Origin of the sequence: uncultured Pseudomonas sp., assembly GCF_943846705.1 — a bacterium.
GTDB lineage: Bacteria > Pseudomonadota > Gammaproteobacteria > Pseudomonadales > Pseudomonadaceae > Aquipseudomonas.
In genome coordinates, this window is record NZ_OX044366.1 from 3,526,978 (window position 1) to 3,547,875 (window position 20,898).

Here is a 20,898-nt window from a genome sequence, read left to right on the forward strand (position 1 = left end):
AGCCGCGTAGCGGCTCCCATAATCCCTCGCACCCCCTTATGGAGCCCCAGCAGCCATGGCCATATCCAGCGAAGACCTCGACCAGCACGGCCTGATCGTCGGCGTGTCTCCCGAGCGCTTCCGCGCGGTGGCCATGCCGCTGTTGTTCGATCACCTCAACGCCCAGTGCGAGGGCACCATTGCGGTCAACCGTCAGGCGCGGATCGTTTGGATCAACGACAAATATGCTGAGAAGGTCGGCATCAACGACCCGTCCCGCGTGCTCGGCAAGGAGATCGAGCAGGTGCTGCCGGCAAGTAGACTGCGCGAGGTGGTGGAGAGCGGTCAGCCAAGCATGCTCGACCTGATGGCCTTCGGCAGCGAACACTTCGTGGTCACCCGTATCCCGCTACGCGATGAAGACGGCACATTGGTCGGTGCTCTGGGTTTCGTCCTGTTCGACCGTGCACGCGCCCTGAAACCCTTGATGGCCAAGTTCAACCTACTGCAAAACGAATTGCTCGCCACCCAGAACGAATTGGCCAAGGCCCGTCGTGCGCGCTACACCATCGCGGGGTTCATTGGCGCCAGCGCTGCTGCCAGCGAGATTAAGCGCCAGGCTCGGCGCGCCGCCCAGCTCGACGCCACGGTACTGCTGCGCGGCGAGACGGGAACCGGCAAGGAGCTACTGGCCCAGGGCATCCATAACCTGTCGCCGCGGGCCAACGGTCCTTTCGTCGCGGTCAACGTCGCCGCCATCCCCGAGACCCTAGTCGAGGCTGAGCTGTTCGGCACCGCCCCCGGTGCCTTCACCGGCGCCGACCGCAAAGCGCGCATCGGTAAGTTTGAGGTGGCCAACGGCGGCACTCTATTCCTCGACGAAATCGGCGACTTGCCGATGCCACTGCAAGCCAAATTGCTGCGCGTGCTGCAGGAGCAAGAGGTCGAACCGCTCGGTTCCAATCAGGTTAAATCACTCAACGTGCGGGTGATCGCCGCCACCCATATCGACCTGGAAGCCAAGGTTGCCGCCGGCGAGTTCCGCGACGACCTTTACTACCGTCTTAACGTGCTGGCCCTGCACGTGCCGCCTCTGCGCGAGCGCCGTGAAGATATCCCTACCCTGGCCGAGCATCTGCTCGACGACATCGCTAACCGCTCCGGCCAGCCTCCAATGGAACTCAGCCGTGAAGCCCTGATACTGCTCGGCCAGCAAGCCTGGAAAGGCAACGTGCGCGAGCTGCGCAACCTGCTCGAGCGCACCCAGCTGGACGCCGAAGGGCCGCGGCTCGACGCCGCTCAGCTGCAACCGCTGCTGGCTGCGCCAGGCCTACCCGCACCCACGCAGCCAACCACGCCACCGGCTATTGCTGCGAGCGAGGTGGCACCACCGCTACGGCCCCTGGCAGAAAGCCTGGCCCAAGCTGAGCGCCAAGCCATGCAACAGGCCTTGGCAGCCTGCAATGGTAACCGTCGACGTGCCGCCATCGAACTGGGCATCTCCCGCGCCAGTCTTTACAGCAAGCTGCAACAACACGGACTTAGCCAGCGCTGAGCGGCTCGTCCAGAAAACTGGACGAGCCTTCTTCTAAGAAACGCCCAGATAAACATGCCCAGATAATTGGACATAAAGACACTCCCGCACCCCCCTCCCGTCCCGCTGGCACAGCTCCTGCTGACGACCGCAAAACCTTATAGCGCCTGACCCGCAGCTTTCACGCCGGCTTTCCTACAGTCGTCTGGCCGGTTTGGCACGCCTTTCGCTGTAGTAACTCAAGCACCCATTGAGCGGCCTGCCCATACGTAAAGTCAGCGCACGCAGGACGCTAACAAAAACAACAAAAAAATAAGGAACACCCCCATGAGTAGCCTCGGTACTCCGTCGTCCTTCGCCGAATTTAGCGTGCTCGCCTACCGCGCCCTCACCCCATTTTGCCTTGCCCCGCAACTAGCACTGCTATCTGCCGGCAACACCGCCCCGCTGCTGGCGCTCATCAACCCAGAGCCCTGGACGGCCATACGCGGCTGTTACGCGCCAAGGACCTGAGTTTAGGCGAGCCCTGCTAAGCCTTGAGAGAGCACGCGAGCCCACCTATTGGGCTGCACTTTTTCAGGCTTCACCCTGCCTCACGACGCTGCCTGGCAGGCGTTTCCAGGACGGTCGTGGGCAATAAAGCTGTAACCACAATAACTACAAGAGGAAGCACCCATGCGATACACGCCGACATTCACCCGCCAGTTGCTCGTCAGCAGCATCGGCCTAGGCCTTTGCGCCCCAACCTTTGCGGCCTTCGTCGACGACAGTACGGCCGCGTTGGATACGCGCAATTTCTATATGAACCGCGACTTCCGCCAGAGCGGTGCCCCTAAAGCCAAAGCTGAGGAATGGGCGCAGGGATTCATGCTGCGTTTCGAGTCCGGCTATTCCGAGGGGCCAATCGGGGCCGGTTTCGATGCCATCGGCCTACTCGGGCTAAAGCTCGACTCCAGCCCAGATCGGACCGGCACCGGCATCCTCAAGAGCGACCGCGAAGCGCCCAAGCGCGCCCAAGATGCATACGGCGAGGCGGGTTTCACGGCCAAATTGCGGGCCTCAAAAAGCACACTCAAGCTCGGCACCCTGCAGCCGGTGTTGCCTGCACTGATGCGCAACGACAGCCGCCTGCTGCCGCAGACATTCCGCGGCGCCTGGCTCAACAGTAACGAGGTGGAGGGTCTTAGCCTTGACCTCGGACGAATCGATCAAGTCAACCAGCGCGACTCCTCGGATAACGAGGATATGAGTGTGTTCAACGGCGGCAAGCGCAACATCGTCCTGGGTAGCGCTAAGACCAGCGACGAGTTCCTGTTCGGTGGCGGGCGCTACCAGTGGACCCCGCAACTGGCCACCAGCTACTACTACGGTGGTCTTGACGGCCTCTACAAGCAGCACCTGGTTAACCTTGTGCACCAGTTGCCACTGGGCGAGGGTCAGAGTTTTAAGTCGGATATCCGCTTCGCCCGCTCCAGCGATGATGGCGGCAGTAACGTCGACAACGACGCCTTCGGCGCGCTGTTCACTTATCGCCATGGTGGCCATGGTGTGACCGCCGGCTATCAGTACCTCAGCGGCGACACCGGCTTCGCCTACATCGCAGGCTCGGACAACGCACTGGTCAACCTGATCCAAATTAACGACTTCGGTAACCAGGACGAACGCTCCTGGCAGGCGCGCTACGATTTCGACTTCGCCACCGTGGGGGTACCCGGACTCACGTTCATGACGCGCTACCTGTCCGGTGACAACGTCGATCGCGGCGTGGGTATGAGCGAAGGTAAGACTTGGGAGCGCAACACCGATATCGCCTATGTGGTGCAAAGCGGCCCGCTGAAAAACGTCGGCCTGCGCCTGCGTAACGCCACCACCCGCAGCAACTTTGGTAGCGATCTGGACGAAAACCGCTTTATCGTCAGCTACAGCCTGCCACTCTGGTAAGCAGCGCCGGCATCCTTCGATGACTCCGTGGTAAACCTTGCCGGGCCCTACAGGCTCGGCCTTTTTAGCAGATGCCAGGCATGCCGAATGCGCTACCGGCGCAGACAGTCAACGATGTGATTATTGAAACCGTAGAGCGTTGCTGCAATCCGAGTAAGAAGCGCGACAATCGGCTGAATGATGTGACGCTGACACCACAGCACCTCAGTACAGCAGGTAGTAAACCGAACAATACTGGGCGTTTCAGGCTGGCCGCCCGAGACAGCTTGCACACTGAGGATTAGCGCAATCACCAGGCGTCACCAACGCTCAAGTGACCGATAGAACTGCACGTAACACAGTGCATAAGCAGAGGCCCCACACAGCCTGCTTACACTTAATACATTAATGATGTGGAGACGCTATGACGCTCAGTGGAAAAACCGCTCTGATAACAGGTTCGACCAGCGGTATCGGCTTAGGTATCGCCCTGAAGCTGGCTGAGGCCGGCGCTGACTTAGTGCTTAACGGTTTTGGCGACAGCGCCGCCGCCCTCGCCGCAGTGCGCGTCCATGGTGTGCGCGCCGAGCATCACCCAGCGGACATGAGCAAACCCGAGGAAATCGAGGCTTTAATACACTTCGCCACCAGCAACTTTGGCGGTGTCGACATCCTCATCAATAACGCCGGCATCCAGCATGTGGCACCGATTGAAGACTTCCCGGTAGCACGCTGGGACGCAATCATCGCGATCAACCTCAGCGCCGCGTTCCACACCACTCGCCTGGTCATGCCAAGCATGCGTGAGCGCAACTGGGGGCGAATCATCAATATCGCCTCAGCCCATGGCCTGGCCGCTTCAGCCGGTAAAAGCGCTTATGTAGCGGCCAAGCACGGTTTGATTGGTCTGAGCAAAAGCGTGGCGCTAGAAACGGCCACCACCGGCATCACCTGCAATGCCATCTGCCCTGGCTGGGTGTTGACGCCCCTGGTACAGAAGCAGATTGATGACCGCACCATTGATGGTGACAGCGCCCGTGCCCGCGAGGACTTGCTGAGTGAAAAACAACCATCACTGGACTTCGTCACCCCCGAGCAGCTCGGCGAGCTGGCCCTGTTCCTCTGCAGCGATGCCGCCATTCAGGTGCGTGGCGCCGCCTGGAATATGGACGGGGGCTGGCTAGCCCGCTAAATCTTCACCCCACAACAATAAAAAGGAGTTCCCATGTTCGCCCGAATCACCCACTGGAATGTGCAACTGGTACAGCGCTACCTGCCCTCACCCTTCGTTTTCTCTGCCCTGCTCAGCCTGTTCGTGCTGGCGCTGGCGATGTTTAGCACCCAGCAGGGGCTGCCGACCATGGTCAAACACTGGAACGCCGGGTTTTGGACCTTGCTGGCGTTCGCCATGCAAATGGCCTTGGTGTTTGTCACCGGCCATGCACTGGCCAGCGCACCGCCTTTGCGCCGCCTGCTTGACCGCCTGGCCTCGATTCCGCGCAGCCCGACTCAGGCCATTGTGATGATCACCCTGATCAGTCTGCTCGGCTGCTGGATCAACTGGGGTTTTGGCCTGGTAATTGGTGCGGTGATGGCCCGCGCCCTCGCGCGCCAGGTCAAAGGCGTCGATTACCCACTGCTGGTGGCCTCGGCGTACACCGGCTTTCTGGTTTGGCACGGCGGCCTGTCCGGCTCGATTCCGCTGGCGCTGGCCGGTGGCGGTGCCGATGTTGCGAGAATCAGTGGCGGTGTTATCACCGACGCCATTGGCATTGAAATGACCCTGTTCACCCCACTTAACCTGAGCATCATCGCCTTGCTGCTGATCGGCCTGCCGCTGCTCAACCGCGCCATGCACCCGAGCGCGGCGCACAGCAAAACGGCCGACCCGGCACTACTCGCAGAGCCGGAAAGCCCACTGCCGGCGCGTGACACCCCCGCGCAACGCCTAGATGACAGCCGCCTGCTCGGCCTGGCACTGGTGGCCATGGCCGGTGTGTATTTCGCCGGGCATTTTATTGCTAAGGGTTTTGTCCTCGACCTGAATACCGTCATCGGCATTTTTCTGTTCCTCGGTTTGCTGATGCATGGCTCGCCCGAGCGCTACATGCGCGCCGTGGATATCAGCGTGCGCGGCATCGGCGGCATCGTCCTACTATTCCCCTTCTACGCAGGAATCATGGGCATGATGACCGGGGCGAATGCTGACGGCGTATCGCTGGCAGGGCAGATCAGCCAGCTGTTTATTGAGGGTTCGTCCGCAGACAGCTTCCCGCTGCTGGCCTTCCTCAGTGCCGGCGTGGTCAACGTCTTCGTACCCTCCGGCGGTGGCCAGTGGGCTGTACAAGGGCCGATCATGCTGCCGGCTGGCCAGGCCCTGGGGGTAGCACCTGCGGTGACCGCCATGGCGATTGCCTGGGGCGACGCCTGGACCAATATGATCCAACCGTTCTGGGCTTTGCCTTTACTCGGTATCGTCGGCCTCGGCGCCCGCGACATCATGGGTTACTGCCTGATTGCCCTGGTTTACTCTGGCCTGGTGATTACCGGCTGCTTCTACTTCCTTGCCTGATTGGATAAACCGATGAACGCTCCCCTCTGGACTCCCTCCGCCGAACGCATCGCCGCCACCAGCATGGAGGCCTTCCGCTGCTTCGTTAATCAGCGCCACAGCCTGCAGCTGGCCGACTACCCGGCCCTGCACGCCTGGAGCGTGAGCACGCGTGCAGCGTTCTGGCAGGCCATCGTAGATTTCTTCGACGTGCGTTTCAGTGCCCATCCTGAGGCCGTAGTGCACGAAGGCCCGGCCATGCCCAGTGCCCAGTGGTTTCCTGGCGCGACGCTGAATTTTGCCGAACACCTGCTGCGCCGCCGCGACGCTCACCCGGCGCTGGTGGCAATTGCCGAAGACGGCAGCCGCGAGCAACTCAGCTATGCCGAGCTGGCCGCCCACGTTGCCGGTCTGCAACGCAGCCTGAAGCATGCCGGCGTTGGCGTGGGTGATCGCGTCGCCGCCTTTATGCCCAACACCTGGCAAACCCTGGTCGGCATGCTGGCCGCCAGCAGCCTGGGCGCCACTTGGTCGAGCTGCTCGCCGGACTTCGGCACCCAGGGTGTGATTGACCGCTTCGGCCAGATCGAACCCAAGGTACTGATCGCCGCAGCGGGCTATCGCTACGCCGGCAAGAACCTCGACCTGACCAGCAAACTCAATGAAATCCTCGAACGCCTGCCGTCGCTTGAACAGCTGATCGTGGTGCCCTACGCCAACGCTCAGGCCAAGCCTGACGACTTCCACTCAGCGGCCAAAGTCGCACTGTGGCAAAGCTTCTACCAGGCAGGCGGCGAGCCTGAATTCACTCAAGTTCCGTTCGATCACCCGCTGTACATCCTCTACTCCAGCGGCACCACCGGCGTGCCCAAGTGCATTGTCCACGGCGGCGGCGGCACCTTGCTGCAGCACGTTAAGGAGCTGGGCCTGCACACCGACCTGACGGCCGAAGACACCTTGTTCTACTACACCACCTGCGGCTGGATGATGTGGAACTGGCTGGTCTCCGGCCTGGCGCTGGGCGCGACCCTGGTGCTGTTTGATGGCTCGCCCTTCCACCCAGGTGCCGAACGGCTAATTGACTTGATTGATGCTGAGAACATCAGCATTTTCGGCACCAGTGCCAAGTTTATTGCCGCATTGGAAAAAGCCGGTGCCAAGCCGGGTAACACACACCAGCTGCAACGCCTGAAAGCCATCCTGTCCACCGGTTCGCCGTTGTCCCACGAAAGCTTCGAGTATGTGTACCGCGAGATCAAAGCCGATGTGTGCCTGTCGTCGATCTCCGGTGGCACCGACATCGTCTCCTGCTTCGCACTCGGTAACCCGGTGCTGCCGGTATGGCGCGGCGAGTTGCAATGCAAAGGCCTGGGCATGGATGTGCAGGTGTGGAATGAAGCCGGCCAATCGGTAACCGGCGAGAAAGGCGAACTGGTCTGCGCGCAGCACTTCCCGTGCATGCCGGTCGGTTTCTGGCAGGACGCCGACGGCAGCAAATTCCAGGCCGCCTACTTCGACACCTTCCCCGGTATCTGGGCCCATGGCGACTATGCGGAAATCACCGCACAGGGCGGTTTGGTGATTCACGGGCGCTCGGATGCGGTACTCAACCCAGGCGGCGTGCGGATTGGCACCGCAGAAATTTACCGCCAGGTGGAAAAAGTCGAAGTGGTGTTGGAGTCCATCGCCATCGGTCAGGAATGGGACGATGACGTGCGCGTGGTGCTGTTTGTCCGCCTGCGTGATGGCGTTGAGTTGAGCGAGGCGCTGCAAGCGCAGGTTCGCCAAGTGATCCGCGCCAACACCACGCCGCGCCATGTACCAGCCAAAATCATCGCCGTCAGCGACATTCCGCGCACCATCAGCGGCAAGATCGTCGAGTTGGCGGTGCGCAACGTGGTGCACGGCAAACCGGTGAAGAACACCGATGCCCTGGCCAATCCACAGGCGCTGGAGCTGTTCCGTGATTTGCCGGATCTGCAGAGCTGATTTTCCGGACAGCTGCGCGCTGAGCGCTGCTGTAGCGCGCTTTTACCAACCGTGAATACGCTGGGCCAGGCAAAAGCCTGACCCAGCGGTTGTTCCAGGCAAGACCGTAGCGGGTTAAATCCCATTGCGGCCCGGATCTTCCGGCGGCTGCTCGACTTCAATATCTTCCAACTTCAACTCAAGCCCCCAGTCACCCGCTGGCGCTGCTGGTGCTGCTGGGCGCGCTGCAGTGGCAGCCGGAGCAGGGGCTGCGACGACGGCCGGCGCGCTTGGTGTCTCGCGATAGAGCTTGAGCTTGAGGCGGACGTTGTTTGCAGAATCGGCGTTTTTCACCGCTTCCTCTTCATCAATCGAACCGTCATTAACCAGATCGATCAGGGCCTGATCGAAGGTCTGCATGCCGAGGTTCTTCGATTTCTCCATGATCTCCTTGATCTCGGCAAACTCGTTGCGTTTGATCAGGTCACGAATGGTCGGCGTACCCAGCAGCACTTCAACCGCCGCGCGGCGCTTGCCGTCGACCGTCTTCACCAGCCGCTGGGAAACGAACGCCTTGAGATTGTTGCCCAAGTCGTTAAGCAGCTGCGGCCGACGGTCTTCGGGAAAGAAGTTGATGATGCGGTCCAACGCCTGGTTGGCGTTGTTGGCGTGCAACGTGGAAATTGCCAAGTGCCCGGTGTCGGCAAACGCCAGGGCGTGCTCCATGGTCTCGCGGTCACGGATTTCGCCAATCAAAATCACATCAGGCGCCTGGCGCAGGGTGTTTTTCAGCGCTGCATGAAAGCTGCGGGTATCGACCCCGACTTCACGTTGATTGATGATCGATTTTTTGTGCTTATGCACATACTCCACCGGGTCTTCGATGGTGATGATATGGCCACCGCTGTTGCGGTTGCGGTAGTCGATCAAGGCTGCCAGTGAGGTCGATTTACCCGAGCCAGTGCCACCGACAAAGAGCACCAGACCGCGCTTCTCCATCACCGTCTTGAGCAGTACTTCCGGCAGTTTGAGGTCTTCAAACTTGGGGATATCCAGCTTGATATTGCGCGCGACGATCGACACCTCGTTGCGCTGCTTAAAAATGTTTATGCGGAAACGCCCGACGCCGGCAATCGAGATGGCCAGGTTCATCTCCAGCTCACGTTCAAATTCTTCACGCTGCGCCACATCCATCACCGCATCAGCGATCTCGGCCACCTCACCGGCCTTGAGTGGCTCGGCGCTCAGCGCCTTGAGCACGCCGTTGAACTTGGCGCAGGGCGGCGCACCCGTTGACAGGTAAAGATCGGACCCGTCCTGACTGGACAGGACTTTGAGCATTGCATTGAGGTCCATAACGTCTTATTCCGCAGGTTGGATTGATTACCTTAGGCCAAGATCGAGGCGCACTCAGAAGAAAATCAGCGCGCGCTCGGCTCAAGCGCTAAGCACTTGAAATACTGGCACAATACACACCTTAAAAAACGAGGAGGCCGTCATGGCAAAGGCAATGGCCCGCCACATTCTGGTGAAAACCGAAGCAGAAGCGGCGGCATTGAAGAAACGCATTGCTGCTGGCGAAGCCTTTGATGTGCTCGCGCGCAAGTACTCCACCTGCCCGTCCGGCAAAAAGGGTGGCGACTTAGGCGAGGTACGCCCAGGACAGATGGTGCGTGCCATCGACCAGGTGATTTTCAAAAAGCCGGTGCGCGAAGTGCACGGCCCGGTGAAAAGCCAGTTTGGCTATCATCTGGTGCAGGTTTTCTACCGGGAGTAGGCCATGACGCCAGAGCAAGTTGCAGCTTTTTGCCTAAGCCTGCCCGGCGCCCGCGAGGACATCAAATGGGGCGGCGTGCGAGTGTTCTCAGTGGTCGAGAGCAAGATGTTCGCCCTGTTTCACCTGAGTGGTCGTGACGGTCTGGCCTTCAAAGTCGAAAACGATTTGTTTCTCGGCTTCTGCGACCGCCCAGGTATCCGCCCCGCGCCTTATCTGGCTCGCGCACGCTGGATCAGCATGGCTGCACCCTACCCGCTGAGTGATGACGAACTGCAACAACTGCTGACACGCTCACATCAATTGGTCGTGGCCAAATTACCCAAGCGCCTGCAACTCGGTCTGCTGCTCTAGCCATTCGCCCAGCACGAATTACTGTAAACACATCGCATACCTGTGCGGTGATCAACGTTTTTCTGATCCAGTGCTACATTCAGATGGGTTAGATAGGTGTTGTCACCTTTCAGGTTGAACGTTTATTGAATAGCTATTCCCCAACGGCAATTGCTCGTCTGCATCACCAAAAGCACCTACACAGTTCAACTCTCACCTTAAGAGGACACTGAAATGACTAAAGTGCTGGTTCTTTATCACTCCATGTACGGTCATATCGAAACAATGGCCAATGCAGTGGCCGAAGGCGCTCGTAGCGTTGCGGGAGTAGAGGTCACGGTAAAACGTGTACCGGAAACCATGAATGCCGAGGCGTTCAAAGCTGCCGGCGGCAAGAGCGATCAAGATGCACCATTCGCCAAACCGTCGGAACTAGCTGATTACGATGCCATCATCGTTGGGACGCCTACTCGTTTCGGCAACATGTCCGGGCAGATGCGCACCTTCTTCGATCAGACCGGTGGCCTATGGGCCAATGGCGCTCTGGCAGGCAAAGTAGCCAGTGTGTTCACCTCTACCGGCACCGGCGGCGGGCAAGAGATGACGATCACGTCCACTTGGACCACGCTCGCGCACCACGGCATGATCATCGTACCAATCGGCTACACCACGTCAGCGCTTTTTGATATCTCCCAAGTGGGCGGCGGCACGCCCTATGGCGCATCAACTATTGCCGGTGGCGATGGCTCGCGCCAGCCTGACGAGCGTGAATTAGGCATTGCCCGCCACCAGGGTGAGCATGTCGCAAAAATTGTAGCCAAGTTGAAAGGCTGAACAGCCACCTCAATTCCTTAGATAGATATGCATCGCGGCAATACCGGAAATGCAATTGCAGATGGACAGTGGCGGCTTGACGCGAAAGCCAAGCCGCTCAACTCAAGAGCTTTAGTGGGCGCACCTAAATCGTGGTAGGCACTCTGGAAGGCGTCGCCGCCGATCCAATTCACTGCAGCGTCTTCATCGTGGAAGATCCCACGATAAGTGATCAGCAGGCCCATCATAAAGTCAGTCGCCGCATCTTGCGCCTCTTCAGCGACTACCAACTCCAACACCGGGTACTGCAGGAACACCGCACACACGGGCATCATCCGGCGTAAAAATAAACGCACTGATTAAAATTCCTGCGCGTTTAAAAGCAGCGGTAGCGGACGGATTAATCGCGTAGTCCTGCCGGGCCTTTGCTAATGAACAAAGCTTCGCGCAAAAAGTCGCCCTTTCGCCTGGGGTGTAGCCAACTAAGCATTGAGCGGCTTGGACTTAGGTGATCGGCCGCCGTACAACTGCCGTCGTACCTATGCGACAATATGCGTAATGTCCGGCATGAATCCCGCATTCATCTCTCAGCAATTGGGCCATAGCGTCCAGATGTTGTGGTCAGCGTATGCCCGCTGGATCAACTCAAGCTCCGCCTGGAGCGAACTGGAAAAGCTGAATCCTGGTATCAACCTCATTCAGCAAGCCGCAAGTCATTGATAGGTAAGACCTTTGATCTCCACCGCTAATATCACCATGCAATTCGGCGCCAAGCCGCTGTTCGAGAACGTGTCCGTCAAGTTTGGCGGCGGCAACCGCTACGGTTTGATCGGGGCTAACGGCTGCGGCAAGTCGACCTTTATGAAAATTCTCGGTGATGACCTTGAGCCCTCCGGTGGCCAGGTGATGCTGGAGCCGAACGTGCGCCTGGGTAAGTTGCGCCAGGATCAGTTCGCCTACGAAGAATTCACGGTGATCGACACCGTGATCATGGGGCACGAAGAGCTGTGGAAGGTTAAAGCCGAGCGCGACCGTATCTACTCGCTGGCCGAAATGAGCGAAGAAGACGGCATGAAGGTCGGCGAGCTCGAAGGTGAGTTCGCCGAGATGGACGGCTACACCGCTGAGTCCCGTGCCGGTGAGTTGTTGCTGGGCCTGGGTATTCCGTTGGAGCAGCATTTCGGCCCGATGAGCGAAGTCGCGCCGGGCTGGAAACTGCGCGTTTTGCTGGCGCAGGCACTGTTCTCCGACCCGGAAGTGTTGTTGCTGGACGAACCAACCAACCACCTGGACATCAACACCATCCGTTGGCTGGAAAACATCCTCACTCAGCGCAACAGCACCATGATCATCATTTCTCACGACCGTCACTTCCTCAACAGCGTGTGCACGCACATGGCTGACCTGGATTACGGCGAGCTGCGTCTGTTCCCGGGCAACTACGATGAGTACATGACCGCCGCGACCCAGTCGCGCGAGCAATTGCTGTCGGACAACGCCAAGAAGAAAGCGCAGATCAACGAGCTGCAAAGCTTCGTCAGCCGCTTCTCGGCCAACGCCTCGAAATCCAAGCAGGCCTCCTCGCGCGCCAAGCAGATCGACAAGATCCAGCTGGCCGAGGTCAAGCCATCCAGCCGCGTCAGCCCGTTCATTCGTTTTGAACAGAACAAGAAGCTGCACCGCCAGGCCGTGATGATCGACAAAATGGCCAAGGGTTTCGACGGCAAGGCGCTGTTCAAGAACTTCAGCTTCCAGGTTGAGGCCGGCGAGCGCGTGGCGATTATCGGCCCGAACGGTATCGGTAAAACCACCCTGCTGCGCACCTTGGTTGGCGAGCTGACCCCGGATGCCGGTCAAGTGAAATGGACCGACAGTGCCGAAATCGGCTACTACGCCCAGGATCACGCCCACGACTTTGAAGACGACGTCAGCCTGTTCGACTGGATGGGTCAATGGACCACCGGTGAGCAGATGATCCGCGGCACACTGGGCCGCATGCTGTTTAGCAACGACGAAATCCTCAAATCGGTGAAGGTCATCTCCGGTGGTGAGCAAGGCCGTATGTTGTTCGGCAAACTGATCCTGCAAAAACCCAACGTATTGGTGATGGATGAGCCGACCAACCACTTGGACATGGAATCCATCGAGGCGCTGAACCTGGCGCTGGAAAACTACCCGGGCACGCTGATTTTCGTCAGCCACGACCGTGAATTCGTCGGTTCCCTGGCCACGCGCATCATTGAGCTGTCGGCCAACGGCATCACCGACTTCAGCGGCACCTACGACGACTACCTGCGCAGCCAGGGCGTGATCGTTTAACGCTTGCAGTAACCCAAAACGCCCCGTTTGCAGAACCTGCGAACGGGGCGTTTTAGTTTGTGCGTGGCATTGATTCAGGCGTAGTGGCGACTCAAAAAGTCCAATAACAGCCGATTAACCTGCTCGGCCTGCTCGTTCTGGATCCAGTGCCCGCATTCTTTCAGTACATGTTGCTCCAATTGCGCGATGCGTTTGGGCATCTGTTTCAGGGTGTACGCCTCCAGCGTGCCGACTGGGTCCATGTCGCCGAGCAAGAACAGCGCCGGTTGTTCAACCTGCCGCTCGGCCAATGCCTCGGTGCGCTGCCAGTTGCGCTCGAAATTTCGATACCAGTTGACCGCGCCATAGAAGCCACGCCCTTTGAAGGTGTTCAGGTATTCGGCAAAAGCGGCGGCGTCACACCAGGCTGGTAAGGTGCCCGGGTCATGCATGCCATCAAACAAGCCAGCCCCGGCAGGTTTGTCCTGCAGGAAATGATCCTTGGGCACGGCCGCTGAAGTGTTGTGCATCATCATGCGCAGGGTACGGGCTATATCGGCATCCATTTCTGCCTCGGCTACGCCAGGCTCCTGAAAGTGCAGGATGTAATGAAAGCGCCCGGCATACAGCTGACGCATGATGTCGATGGCCGGCTGCTTCGGGCGTCCGCCAAACGGCACCGCCATGCCGACAACCGCTTTTACCCGCGCAGGCTCAAGCAAGGCCAGGTGCCAAGCAATCGGTGCACCCCAGTCGTGCCCCACTACGCATACCTGATGCTGCCCGAGCTGCTCCATGGCGGCCTGAATATCAGCGCAGATGGTCAGCACGTCATAGGCGGCATGCTCACGCGGTGCGCTACTTTTGCCGTAGCCACGCATTTCCGGGATTAACACGCGATAGCCTGCAGCCGCCAAGGGGGCGATCTGCTGCCGCCAGGAATGCCAACACTCGGGGAACCCATGCAGCAGCCAGACCGGTCGCCCCGCTGCTGGGCCAGCACTGTAAAGACTCAGGTCTATTCCGTTGACCTGCAGTAGTTGATGCTCAAGCTGATCCACATGTGCCCCCTTATCGGTTCATCAGGTACTGCTCGTGGAGAATTTCGCGGGTACGAAAATTTCTCGTCTACGCCCCCTCCGCTGGTTTCAATGCCGATCATAGCAATGGCTTACGCAGCGACTGTTCCCGCTCGGGGTAAATAAGGATCTTGAATAGAAGCGACTAAGCCGAGCAGCAACATGCGCTAGACAATCAGCAAGGACCGCGATTCGACTAGCGACAGTTCCGGCTGGCTAGTACAGTCATGGCTTTGCGCTACTATCTAGATAACCTTAAAACTTAAGCAGCTACCCCTACCGCTTATTCTTGCTTCAGCCGGTTAGAAGCCATGCGCGACACGCCGTTACCAAACAAGGGGTGCAAATGAAAACGGGTTACAAAGAAACCTTACTGCGCTATTTGCCCCAAATACTCACAGGTATTTTCACTACCCTGCTGCTGTTCAGCACACTGCTGATCGGCCGTAACTGGATAACAAACGGCGACGTTATTCGCGAGCAACTCAACCGTGAAATGCGCTTTGCCCTACAGAGCAAAGCCAGCGAAGTTGAAGGCATCCTGCAGCGCACCTACCACACTATCCGCACCATTTCGCTACTCCCCGGTGTGCGGGAAATTGCCCCGAACAATCGCAGCAGCGATAAAGAAGACGTAGTTGTCACAGGGCGCATCTCACAAGCTGACTTCGACACAGTCCAACAACTGTATAACCACGTAGCGGCATCGGTCGCGGTGTCGGAAATCTACTTAGTGCTCGACGGCTTTGATCCCAACAAAGGGCAAGTGCCATTTTTGATGTTCGATCACGTGATCCTTGACCGCTTTCATCAGCAGCTAGATGAGCCCCCAGGCTCAGACCCTGACCATCCAGAGGAATATGAGGAGGCCGAGTATCAGGACTATGTTCGCCAATTGGCGCTACTTCGCCAGCGCCCAAATCCAATCGGCAATGACCTGAATGCGATCACGCCGATCGCTTCTGGCGAATTACTCACTTGTGATAACTCACAATACCTCTCTCTGGCTGAGCGCGACCCTCGTAACGCGATGGGCTTTAGCCTTTCAGTGCCTATTTATGGGCTAAACGACGGCAGGTTTACTGGTTTAGTGACCGCCATATTGCGCAGCAACGTGATGGAAGCTGCACTGCTTGGCTGGCCACTGCTGCCTACCCATGAAGAGGAATGGAGGCAACTCAGACGGTTACTGGGAAACTCACTCGACACCACCCCCGTCAACTACATGCTTGAAAACGTCCGCACCGGCATACGCATTTTCGATCGGCGCAACACCTACTGGGCTAGCGCCGAGCAAGAGCGCGAACCAACGGTATTTCAAGCCACCAAAGCATTCAGGGAAGCCGGCACTGAAGACTGGCAATTACACAGCTATGTCTCACACGATGAGTTGCAAAGCGCCCTCGCCGATGCCGACCAAACCGCCTTGTGGCAATTTCTTGCTGTTGCCTCTGTGCTCTCGCTCGCATGGCTTCTAATAGCTCTGGCTCTGCGTACCCAACTAAAAGCACAGCGCTCAATGGAGAAGCTAGCCAATACAGACGTATTAACCGGGCTGCCAAACCGGCGCTTTTTAATGGAGCGCCTGCAGCACACCATTGCCCTCAGCGTACGCACTAAACAAGCAGGGGCATTAATCTTTATTGATCTGGATAATTTCAAAACCCTCAACGACACCCGCGGTCATGAGATGGGCGATATGCTGTTGCATGAGGTCGCCCGGCGGCTTAGCGCTACGGTACGTGATGTCGACACTGTGGCCCGACTAGGCGGCGATGAATTTGTCGTACTCGTCCAGCACCTAAACAATGACAACACTGACCTACTGCAGCCCGTCACGGTGATTGTCGAAAAAATCCAACGCTGTTTGAATCAGCCTTATGTGCTTGAGGGTCACATGCACACCTGTTTTTCAAGCATGGGTATTGCGCTATTCAGTGGCGAGCGACAAAGCGCCTCAGAGTTAATGACCCACGCTGATTTAGCGATGTATCAGGCCAAAGCTAATGGGCGTAATTGCTTCTGTTTTTTTGCATCCCCCATGTTGTTACAGGCACAAGAGCGAGCCAACCTAGAGTCCGAGTTGCGCAGCGCCGTACAACGCGATGAGTTTGTTTTGTATTTCCAGGCCCAGGTAGATCAAACCAACTGCATCCGTGGCGCCGAAGCACTGGTGCGCTGGCAGTCGCCGCAACGTGGCCTGATCGGCCCGCAAGACTTCATTGCCCTGTGTGAGGATTCCGGCCTGATCATCCCACTGGGCAATAAAATTTTAGAACTCGCCTGCCTGCAAATCGCCGAGTGGGCGCGAGTTCCGACACTGCAGTCGCTTACCGTCGCGGTGAACATCAGCGCCCGACAAATACTGCACCCTGATTTTGTCGAGCAGGTGCTATCCGCTCTAAAACAAACTAAAGCCAATCCCGCCCGGCTCAAACTGGAGTTAACCGAAAGTTTGTTTGTTTATGACATGACCAACATCATCAGCAAGATGTCCATCTTAAGCGCCGCCGGCATTTTATTTTCGCTGGACGACTTCGGCACAGGTTACTCATCTCTGTCGTATCTGAAAAAACTGCCGTTTCACCAATTGAAAATTGATCGATCCTTTGTTGCCGATATTAACGATATTAGCGACAAACACGATGGCTCCTCTCTAGTGCGCACGATCATTACCCTGGGTCACGCATTAAACTTGGAGGTGATCGCTGAGGGCGTAGAGACCCAACAACAACGCGAGTTTTTACTTAAAAATGGCTGCCAGCTCTACCAAGGCTATCTATTCAGTAAACCGATTCCAGCCAGCGCCTTTGTCGACCTTATAAAGCATCGCAATGATCAAGCGACGCCCCCTCAGGAAACGTCGCCTTCTTGCACTGTGCGCGGGTAGTTTGCTGGGGCTGGGGCAGCTCATCTCAGATTGTTAAGTGGCTAGACACAAGCAGTTGAGCCACACAGCGCGCCTGTCACCATCACCGAAATGTTCTGCTTTACGCAGTCCATGAAGAGCTGACTCGCCACCGAATACGGTCGCGCGGCTAACCTTGCACAGTGCTCCAATCAATCCACTGTAACTGCCAGGTCGCCAGAATCAGCAAGCCGAAACCGATGCGGTACCAGGCAAAGGCTGCATAGCTGTGATTGCCGATAAATTTGAGCAGCGCCCGCACTGCAATCATGGCGAAGATAAACGAGGTGACAAAGCCGATGGCAAACACTGGCAGATCACTGGCCTGAAACAGATCGCGGTACTTGTAGCCGGAGTACACGGCAGCGCCAACCATGGTCGGCATAGCGAGGAAGAAGGAAAACTCGGTCGCCGCCTTGCGCGACAAACCGAACAACAGGCCACCGATAATCGTCGCACCCGAGCGGGAAGTACCAGGAATCATCGCCAGGCATTGGGCGAAGCCGATCTTCAGTGCATCCTTCCAGGTCATCTCATCCACGCTCTCCGCGTGCACCAGATGTTGACGCCGCTCAGCCCACAGCATGATCACTCCGCCGACCACCAGCGCCAGGGCTACAGTGATCGGGTTGAACAGGTAATGATGGATAAGATCGGCAAACAGCACACCCAGCACTACTGCCGGCAGGAAGGCAATCAGTAGATTAGCCGTGAAGCGTTGCGCCTGGGGCTCTGTTGGTAAACCCACCACGATATCGAGAATCTTGCGCCGGTACTCCCACACCACCGCGAGAATCGCCCCCAGCTGGATGATGATGTTGAAGGCCATCGCCCGCTCGCCGCCAAACCCAATCAGGTCAGCGACAATGATCTGGTGCCCGGTGCTGGAAATCGGCAGAAACTCGGTAATACCCTCAACGATACCCAGAATCAGCGCCTGAACAGCCACCCAAAGATCCATCCCCACTCCTAAATACGGGCCTTACCCGGCGCCTATAAAACACATGATGATCAACGTAAAAAGATGACCAGTCCGCCCCTAAAAGGGCTTATGCCAAACAGAAAAAACAGACAAATCACATACTTAACCCGCAATGGCGCAAATCCTAACAGAGAAGCGGCACACATGGCGCATGCCGACTGCGCCATCACTCACTGCACGGTTCGTTCAATAAAACCCCAGGCGATCATCCACCGGCAGGTTGCCTGGCTAGCAACTAGCCTAAAGTCTAAGATAGCCAAGCAGATCTCTTGATCTATAAGAGGCTGCCAACACTTAAAACAATAATGGAAACAACGCTATGAATAGCCTGCGCAGCCTGCCCATCAACCGTCGCTTATGGCTAATTTTGCTGGTCGCCATCGCCATGCTGGTTATTCAGGGCGCTTTGCTGCTCAAGCAGGTCCATGCTGATCTGTATGCCGCAAAAGCCGAGAAAACCCAGCACGTGGTACAGAGCGCGACTGGCATCCTGCAGCATTATCAAAGCCTGGAAGCGGCAGGCACCCTGACCCGCGAAGCAGCACAGAAGCAGGCAATGGAAACTATCCGTGGGCTGCGTTATGCCGGCCAGGAATACTTCTGGATCAATGACCAGACACCGATCATGGTCATGCACCCGACCAACCCTAAACTGGAAGGCCAGAACCTGTCTGGTTTCAAGGACCCCGACGGCAAAGCGCTGTTCAATGAAATGGTCGCCATCAGCAAGAGCCAGGGCGCTGGTCAGGTCGATTACCGCTGGCCCAAACCAGGGGCCAGCGACCCAGTGCCAAAGGTTTCCTATGTACAGCTGTTTCAGCCGTGGGGCTGGATCATCGGCTCTGGTGTCTATGTCGATGATGTGCAGGCCGAGTTTCAGACTCAGGCAGTCAACGCCATAGTGGTTGGCCTGGCGATTGCTGTGCTGCTGGCCGTACTGGTGGTGCTGATCTTGCGCAGCATTACCCAACCCCTGCAGCAAGCCGTTAGTGCCATGGCCAATATCGCCAGTGGCGATGGCGACCTGACGCGCACCCTTGACACCCGTGGCAACGATGAGCTGACCGCCCTGTCCCGCCACTTCAACGCCTTTACCGACAAGCTACGCCTGGTGGTCAAACAGTCTCTCGACTCGGCCGGTCAACTCGACACTGCCGCGCGTGACCTCGGCCAGGTTTCCGCTCAGGCGCACCAGCACAGCCAGCAACAGTCACAACAAATGGAACTCGTTGCCACTGCGATCAACGAGGTGACCTACGCCGTACAGGACGTAGCGAAGAACGCCGAGCACGCCTCATCCGAAGTGCATGCAGCCGAAGAACAGGCCCTGCAAGGCCAGCAGAACATCGAAAGCAGCCTGCGCCAAATCAACGACTTATCCGCCACTATCGAGCAGGCCGTGACGGTGATTCAGGCCCTGGCACAGGAAAGCACGCAGATCGGCAGCGTATTGGAGGTCATCCGCTCGATTGCCGACCAGACCAACCTACTGGCGCTCAATGCTGCAATCGAAGCGGCCCGGGCTGGCGAACAAGGGCGTGGCTTTGCCGTGGTGGCTGATGAGGTGCGTCTGCTGGCGCAGCGCACGCAAAAATCCACGGCAGAAATTCAGGTGATGATCGAGCGTCTGCAAGGCAACTCTGAGGCCGCGGTTAAAGTGATCAATGACAGCAGCCAAGCCTCACAATTGACCATTGAACAAGCCAGCCAAGCCGGTGCAAGCCTTACCCTAATCGCCAGCGGGCTGCGCAATCTCAGCGGTTTAAACGCTTCCATCGCCAGTGCGACGCTGCAACAATCACACGTGGTCGAAGACATCAATCAAAACGTCACCCAGGCAGCCAGCCTGGCCCATAACAATGCCTTGGCGGCGCAACAGTCCAGTGATGCCGGGCAACATTTGGGCCAATTGGCTGAGCAGCTAAACCAGCTACTTGGGCAGTTCCGGGCATAAGGAATACATGAGCAGCATGGAACACCAGGAAGTCGACCTAACCAAACCGCAGAATCAGGACTTGATCTGGGACCTGGACAGCATTGCCCGGCGCGGGCTGGCCGAGCGCTTTATCAAGCTGTTCGAGAACCGCCTGTGCGTTTACTCTGAGTCGACACGCCAGCTGTACACCAACTACGACCTGCACTTCCCCAGTGACCTGGGCCGCAAGATGGTGGTGCTGCCCAACCCCTACGCCTTCCATGACACCCTGCACGGCATTGACGCTCAGGCGATACGCAAGACCGGGCTCTGCATACTGCCCGGTGTGGTGCTAAACAAGCCGGGATTACTGCTGACGACCATGATCAAGGAAGGTGGCCCTAAACCGAAGACGATGCCATTCAAACCTGCGCTGGCGCAGATCATCAGTAACCAGAAAAAGGCCGGCGATATTTTCCTGCCGATCATGATAAAAGGCGACTTGCGCGAATTTAATCAGCAGATGCCCTATATCCACCTACACCGGCTACAGGTCAGCCGCCTGACTCGGCTGTCCGCCTTTGAATGCGACGATATCCAACAGACCATCACACGCAAACTGCTGATGCTCTATCGCCAGGCCGACAGCCTCAACTGCCAATAAATCGCTTTGGGGTCTCCAGATAAAAGCGGGCCCTCGTTACCGAGGGCCCGCTTGGTCGTTAGAAACGGCAAATGGCTGCGCTGGGGGGCTCTACTGCTGGCTAACCCAAAACACCACGCTGGCGACGAAAATCACAATTAAGGCCAATATGGCCTTGGCATCTACCACACTGTCCGCGTT

15 protein-coding genes and 2 pseudogenes are annotated in these 20,898 nt (G+C 57.8%); 13 read left to right on the top strand and 4 right to left on the bottom strand.

From position 1 onward, the window contains the following. Positions 1 to 55 precede the first annotated feature (55 nt). The 5 genes from Q0V31_RS16520 (at position 56) to Q0V31_RS16540 (ending at position 7,973) form a co-directional block, all read left to right on the top strand. Entirely contained in the window at positions 56 to 1,534 is a 1,479-nt protein-coding gene (locus Q0V31_RS16520) for a sigma 54-interacting transcriptional regulator (protein ID WP_298189473.1), read from the top strand. Positions 1,535 to 2,188: 654 nt separating this feature from the next. Further along, entirely contained in the window at positions 2,189 to 3,454 is a 1,266-nt protein-coding gene (locus Q0V31_RS16525; protein WP_298189476.1) for an OprD family porin, read from the top strand. Positions 3,455 to 3,857: 403 nt separating this feature from the next. Next, positions 3,858 to 4,625 (top strand): 3-hydroxybutyrate dehydrogenase, encoded by a 768-nt coding sequence (locus tag Q0V31_RS16530; protein WP_298189478.1) that lies wholly within the window; start codon positions 3,858 to 3,860, stop codon positions 4,623 to 4,625. 33 nt (positions 4,626 to 4,658) lie between these two features. After that, the gene (locus tag Q0V31_RS16535; RefSeq protein WP_298189481.1) at positions 4,659 to 6,005 is read left to right on the top strand and encodes a TIGR00366 family protein; all 1,347 of its coding nucleotides are present in this window, start codon (positions 4,659 to 4,661) and stop codon (positions 6,003 to 6,005) included. 12 nt (positions 6,006 to 6,017) lie between these two features. Then, on the top strand, positions 6,018 to 7,973 hold the full coding sequence (locus tag Q0V31_RS16540) for an acetoacetate--CoA ligase (RefSeq protein ID WP_298189483.1): 1,956 nt from the start codon (positions 6,018 to 6,020) through the stop codon (positions 7,971 to 7,973). A 114-nt stretch (positions 7,974 to 8,087) separates the two neighbouring features. On the opposite strand, the gene Q0V31_RS16545 is transcribed toward Q0V31_RS16540, so the two are convergent. After that, complete coding sequence (locus Q0V31_RS16545; protein ID WP_298189486.1) at positions 8,088 to 9,308, bottom strand: PilT/PilU family type 4a pilus ATPase; 1,221 nt, start codon at positions 9,306 to 9,308, stop codon at positions 8,088 to 8,090. A 142-nt stretch (positions 9,309 to 9,450) separates the two neighbouring features. Here Q0V31_RS16545 and Q0V31_RS16550 point away from each other — a divergent pair, with 142 nt between their 5' ends. The 3 genes from Q0V31_RS16550 (at position 9,451) to wrbA (ending at position 10,893) form a co-directional block, all read left to right on the top strand. Next, complete coding sequence (locus Q0V31_RS16550) at positions 9,451 to 9,729, top strand: peptidylprolyl isomerase (protein ID WP_090253882.1); 279 nt, start codon at positions 9,451 to 9,453, stop codon at positions 9,727 to 9,729. A gap of 3 nt (positions 9,730 to 9,732) precedes the next feature. Beyond that, a complete protein-coding gene (locus tag Q0V31_RS16555; protein WP_298189487.1) occupies positions 9,733 to 10,080 on the top strand; it encodes an MmcQ/YjbR family DNA-binding protein in 348 nt (115 codons plus the stop codon). Between the two features lie 213 nt (positions 10,081 to 10,293). Then, complete coding sequence (wrbA, locus tag Q0V31_RS16560; RefSeq protein WP_298189489.1) at positions 10,294 to 10,893, top strand: NAD(P)H:quinone oxidoreductase; 600 nt, start codon at positions 10,294 to 10,296, stop codon at positions 10,891 to 10,893. Positions 10,894 to 10,910: 17 nt separating this feature from the next. Here wrbA and Q0V31_RS16565 read toward each other — a convergent pair. Continuing rightward, positions 10,911 to 11,207: pseudogene (locus Q0V31_RS16565) on the bottom strand (hypothetical protein); the annotation flags it as partial. Between the two features lie 178 nt (positions 11,208 to 11,385). Between Q0V31_RS16565 and Q0V31_RS16570 the strand changes: the two are divergent. Together Q0V31_RS16570 and Q0V31_RS16575 are read left to right on the top strand one after the other, a co-directional pair. Continuing rightward, positions 11,386 to 11,592, top strand: a pseudogene (locus Q0V31_RS16570) (site-specific integrase); the annotation flags it as partial. A 12-nt stretch (positions 11,593 to 11,604) separates the two neighbouring features. Then, positions 11,605 to 13,191, top strand: a complete 1,587-nt coding sequence (locus tag Q0V31_RS16575; protein WP_298189492.1) for an ABC-F family ATPase — start codon at positions 11,605 to 11,607, stop codon at positions 13,189 to 13,191. A gap of 74 nt (positions 13,192 to 13,265) precedes the next feature. On the opposite strand, the gene Q0V31_RS16580 is transcribed toward Q0V31_RS16575, so the two are convergent. Then, positions 13,266 to 14,231: an alpha/beta hydrolase gene (locus Q0V31_RS16580; protein ID WP_298189495.1), complete on the bottom strand. Its 966-nt coding sequence runs from the start codon at positions 14,229 to 14,231 to the stop codon at positions 13,266 to 13,268. A gap of 364 nt (positions 14,232 to 14,595) precedes the next feature. Between Q0V31_RS16580 and Q0V31_RS16585 the strand changes: the two genes are divergently transcribed. Continuing rightward, positions 14,596 to 17,139, top strand: coding sequence for an EAL domain-containing protein (locus Q0V31_RS16585; protein WP_298189498.1), 2,544 nt, complete (start codon positions 14,596 to 14,598; stop codon positions 17,137 to 17,139). A gap of 148 nt (positions 17,140 to 17,287) precedes the next feature. Here Q0V31_RS16585 and Q0V31_RS16590 read toward each other — a convergent pair whose 3' ends face one another. Then, positions 17,288 to 18,118, bottom strand: a complete 831-nt coding sequence (locus Q0V31_RS16590) for an undecaprenyl-diphosphate phosphatase (protein ID WP_298189501.1) — start codon at positions 18,116 to 18,118, stop codon at positions 17,288 to 17,290. A gap of 340 nt (positions 18,119 to 18,458) precedes the next feature. Between Q0V31_RS16590 and Q0V31_RS16595 the strand changes: the two genes are divergently transcribed. Both Q0V31_RS16595 and Q0V31_RS16600 read left to right on the top strand, forming a co-directional pair. After that, positions 18,459 to 20,093, top strand: coding sequence for a methyl-accepting chemotaxis protein (locus Q0V31_RS16595; RefSeq protein ID WP_298189504.1), 1,635 nt, complete (start codon positions 18,459 to 18,461; stop codon positions 20,091 to 20,093). A gap of 7 nt (positions 20,094 to 20,100) precedes the next feature. Further along, positions 20,101 to 20,718 carry a hypothetical protein gene (locus Q0V31_RS16600; RefSeq protein WP_298189506.1) on the top strand — a complete coding sequence of 206 codons (618 nt, stop codon included), beginning with the start codon at positions 20,101 to 20,103 and terminating at the stop codon, positions 20,716 to 20,718. Positions 20,719 to 20,898 lie beyond the last annotated feature (180 nt).

Bases quoted from the DNA above. Each gene is read 5' to 3' on its own strand.
- Q0V31_RS16600 (WP_298189506.1), top strand. From the start codon at position 20,101: ATGAGCAGCATGGAACACCAGGAAGTCGACCTAACCAAACCGCAGAAT.
- Q0V31_RS16540 (WP_298189483.1), top strand. From the start codon at position 6,018: ATGAACGCTCCCCTCTGGACTCCCTCCGCCGAACGCATCGCCGCCACC.
- Q0V31_RS16555 (WP_298189487.1), top strand. From the start codon at position 9,733: ATGACGCCAGAGCAAGTTGCAGCTTTTTGCCTAAGCCTGCCCGGCGCC.
- Q0V31_RS16525 (WP_298189476.1), top strand. From the start codon at position 2,189: ATGCGATACACGCCGACATTCACCCGCCAGTTGCTCGTCAGCAGCATC.
- Q0V31_RS16520 (WP_298189473.1), top strand. From the start codon at position 56: ATGGCCATATCCAGCGAAGACCTCGACCAGCACGGCCTGATCGTCGGC.
- Q0V31_RS16535 (WP_298189481.1), top strand. From the start codon at position 4,659: ATGTTCGCCCGAATCACCCACTGGAATGTGCAACTGGTACAGCGCTAC.
- Q0V31_RS16530 (WP_298189478.1), top strand. From the start codon at position 3,858: ATGACGCTCAGTGGAAAAACCGCTCTGATAACAGGTTCGACCAGCGGT.
- Q0V31_RS16595 (WP_298189504.1), top strand. From the start codon at position 18,459: ATGAATAGCCTGCGCAGCCTGCCCATCAACCGTCGCTTATGGCTAATT.
- Q0V31_RS16590 (WP_298189501.1), bottom strand. From the start codon at position 18,118: ATGGATCTTTGGGTGGCTGTTCAGGCGCTGATTCTGGGTATCGTTGAG.
- Q0V31_RS16550 (WP_090253882.1), top strand. From the start codon at position 9,451: ATGGCAAAGGCAATGGCCCGCCACATTCTGGTGAAAACCGAAGCAGAA.
- Q0V31_RS16585 (WP_298189498.1), top strand. From the start codon at position 14,596: ATGAAAACGGGTTACAAAGAAACCTTACTGCGCTATTTGCCCCAAATA.
- wrbA (WP_298189489.1), top strand. From the start codon at position 10,294: ATGACTAAAGTGCTGGTTCTTTATCACTCCATGTACGGTCATATCGAA.
- Q0V31_RS16545 (WP_298189486.1), bottom strand. From the start codon at position 9,308: ATGGACCTCAATGCAATGCTCAAAGTCCTGTCCAGTCAGGACGGGTCC.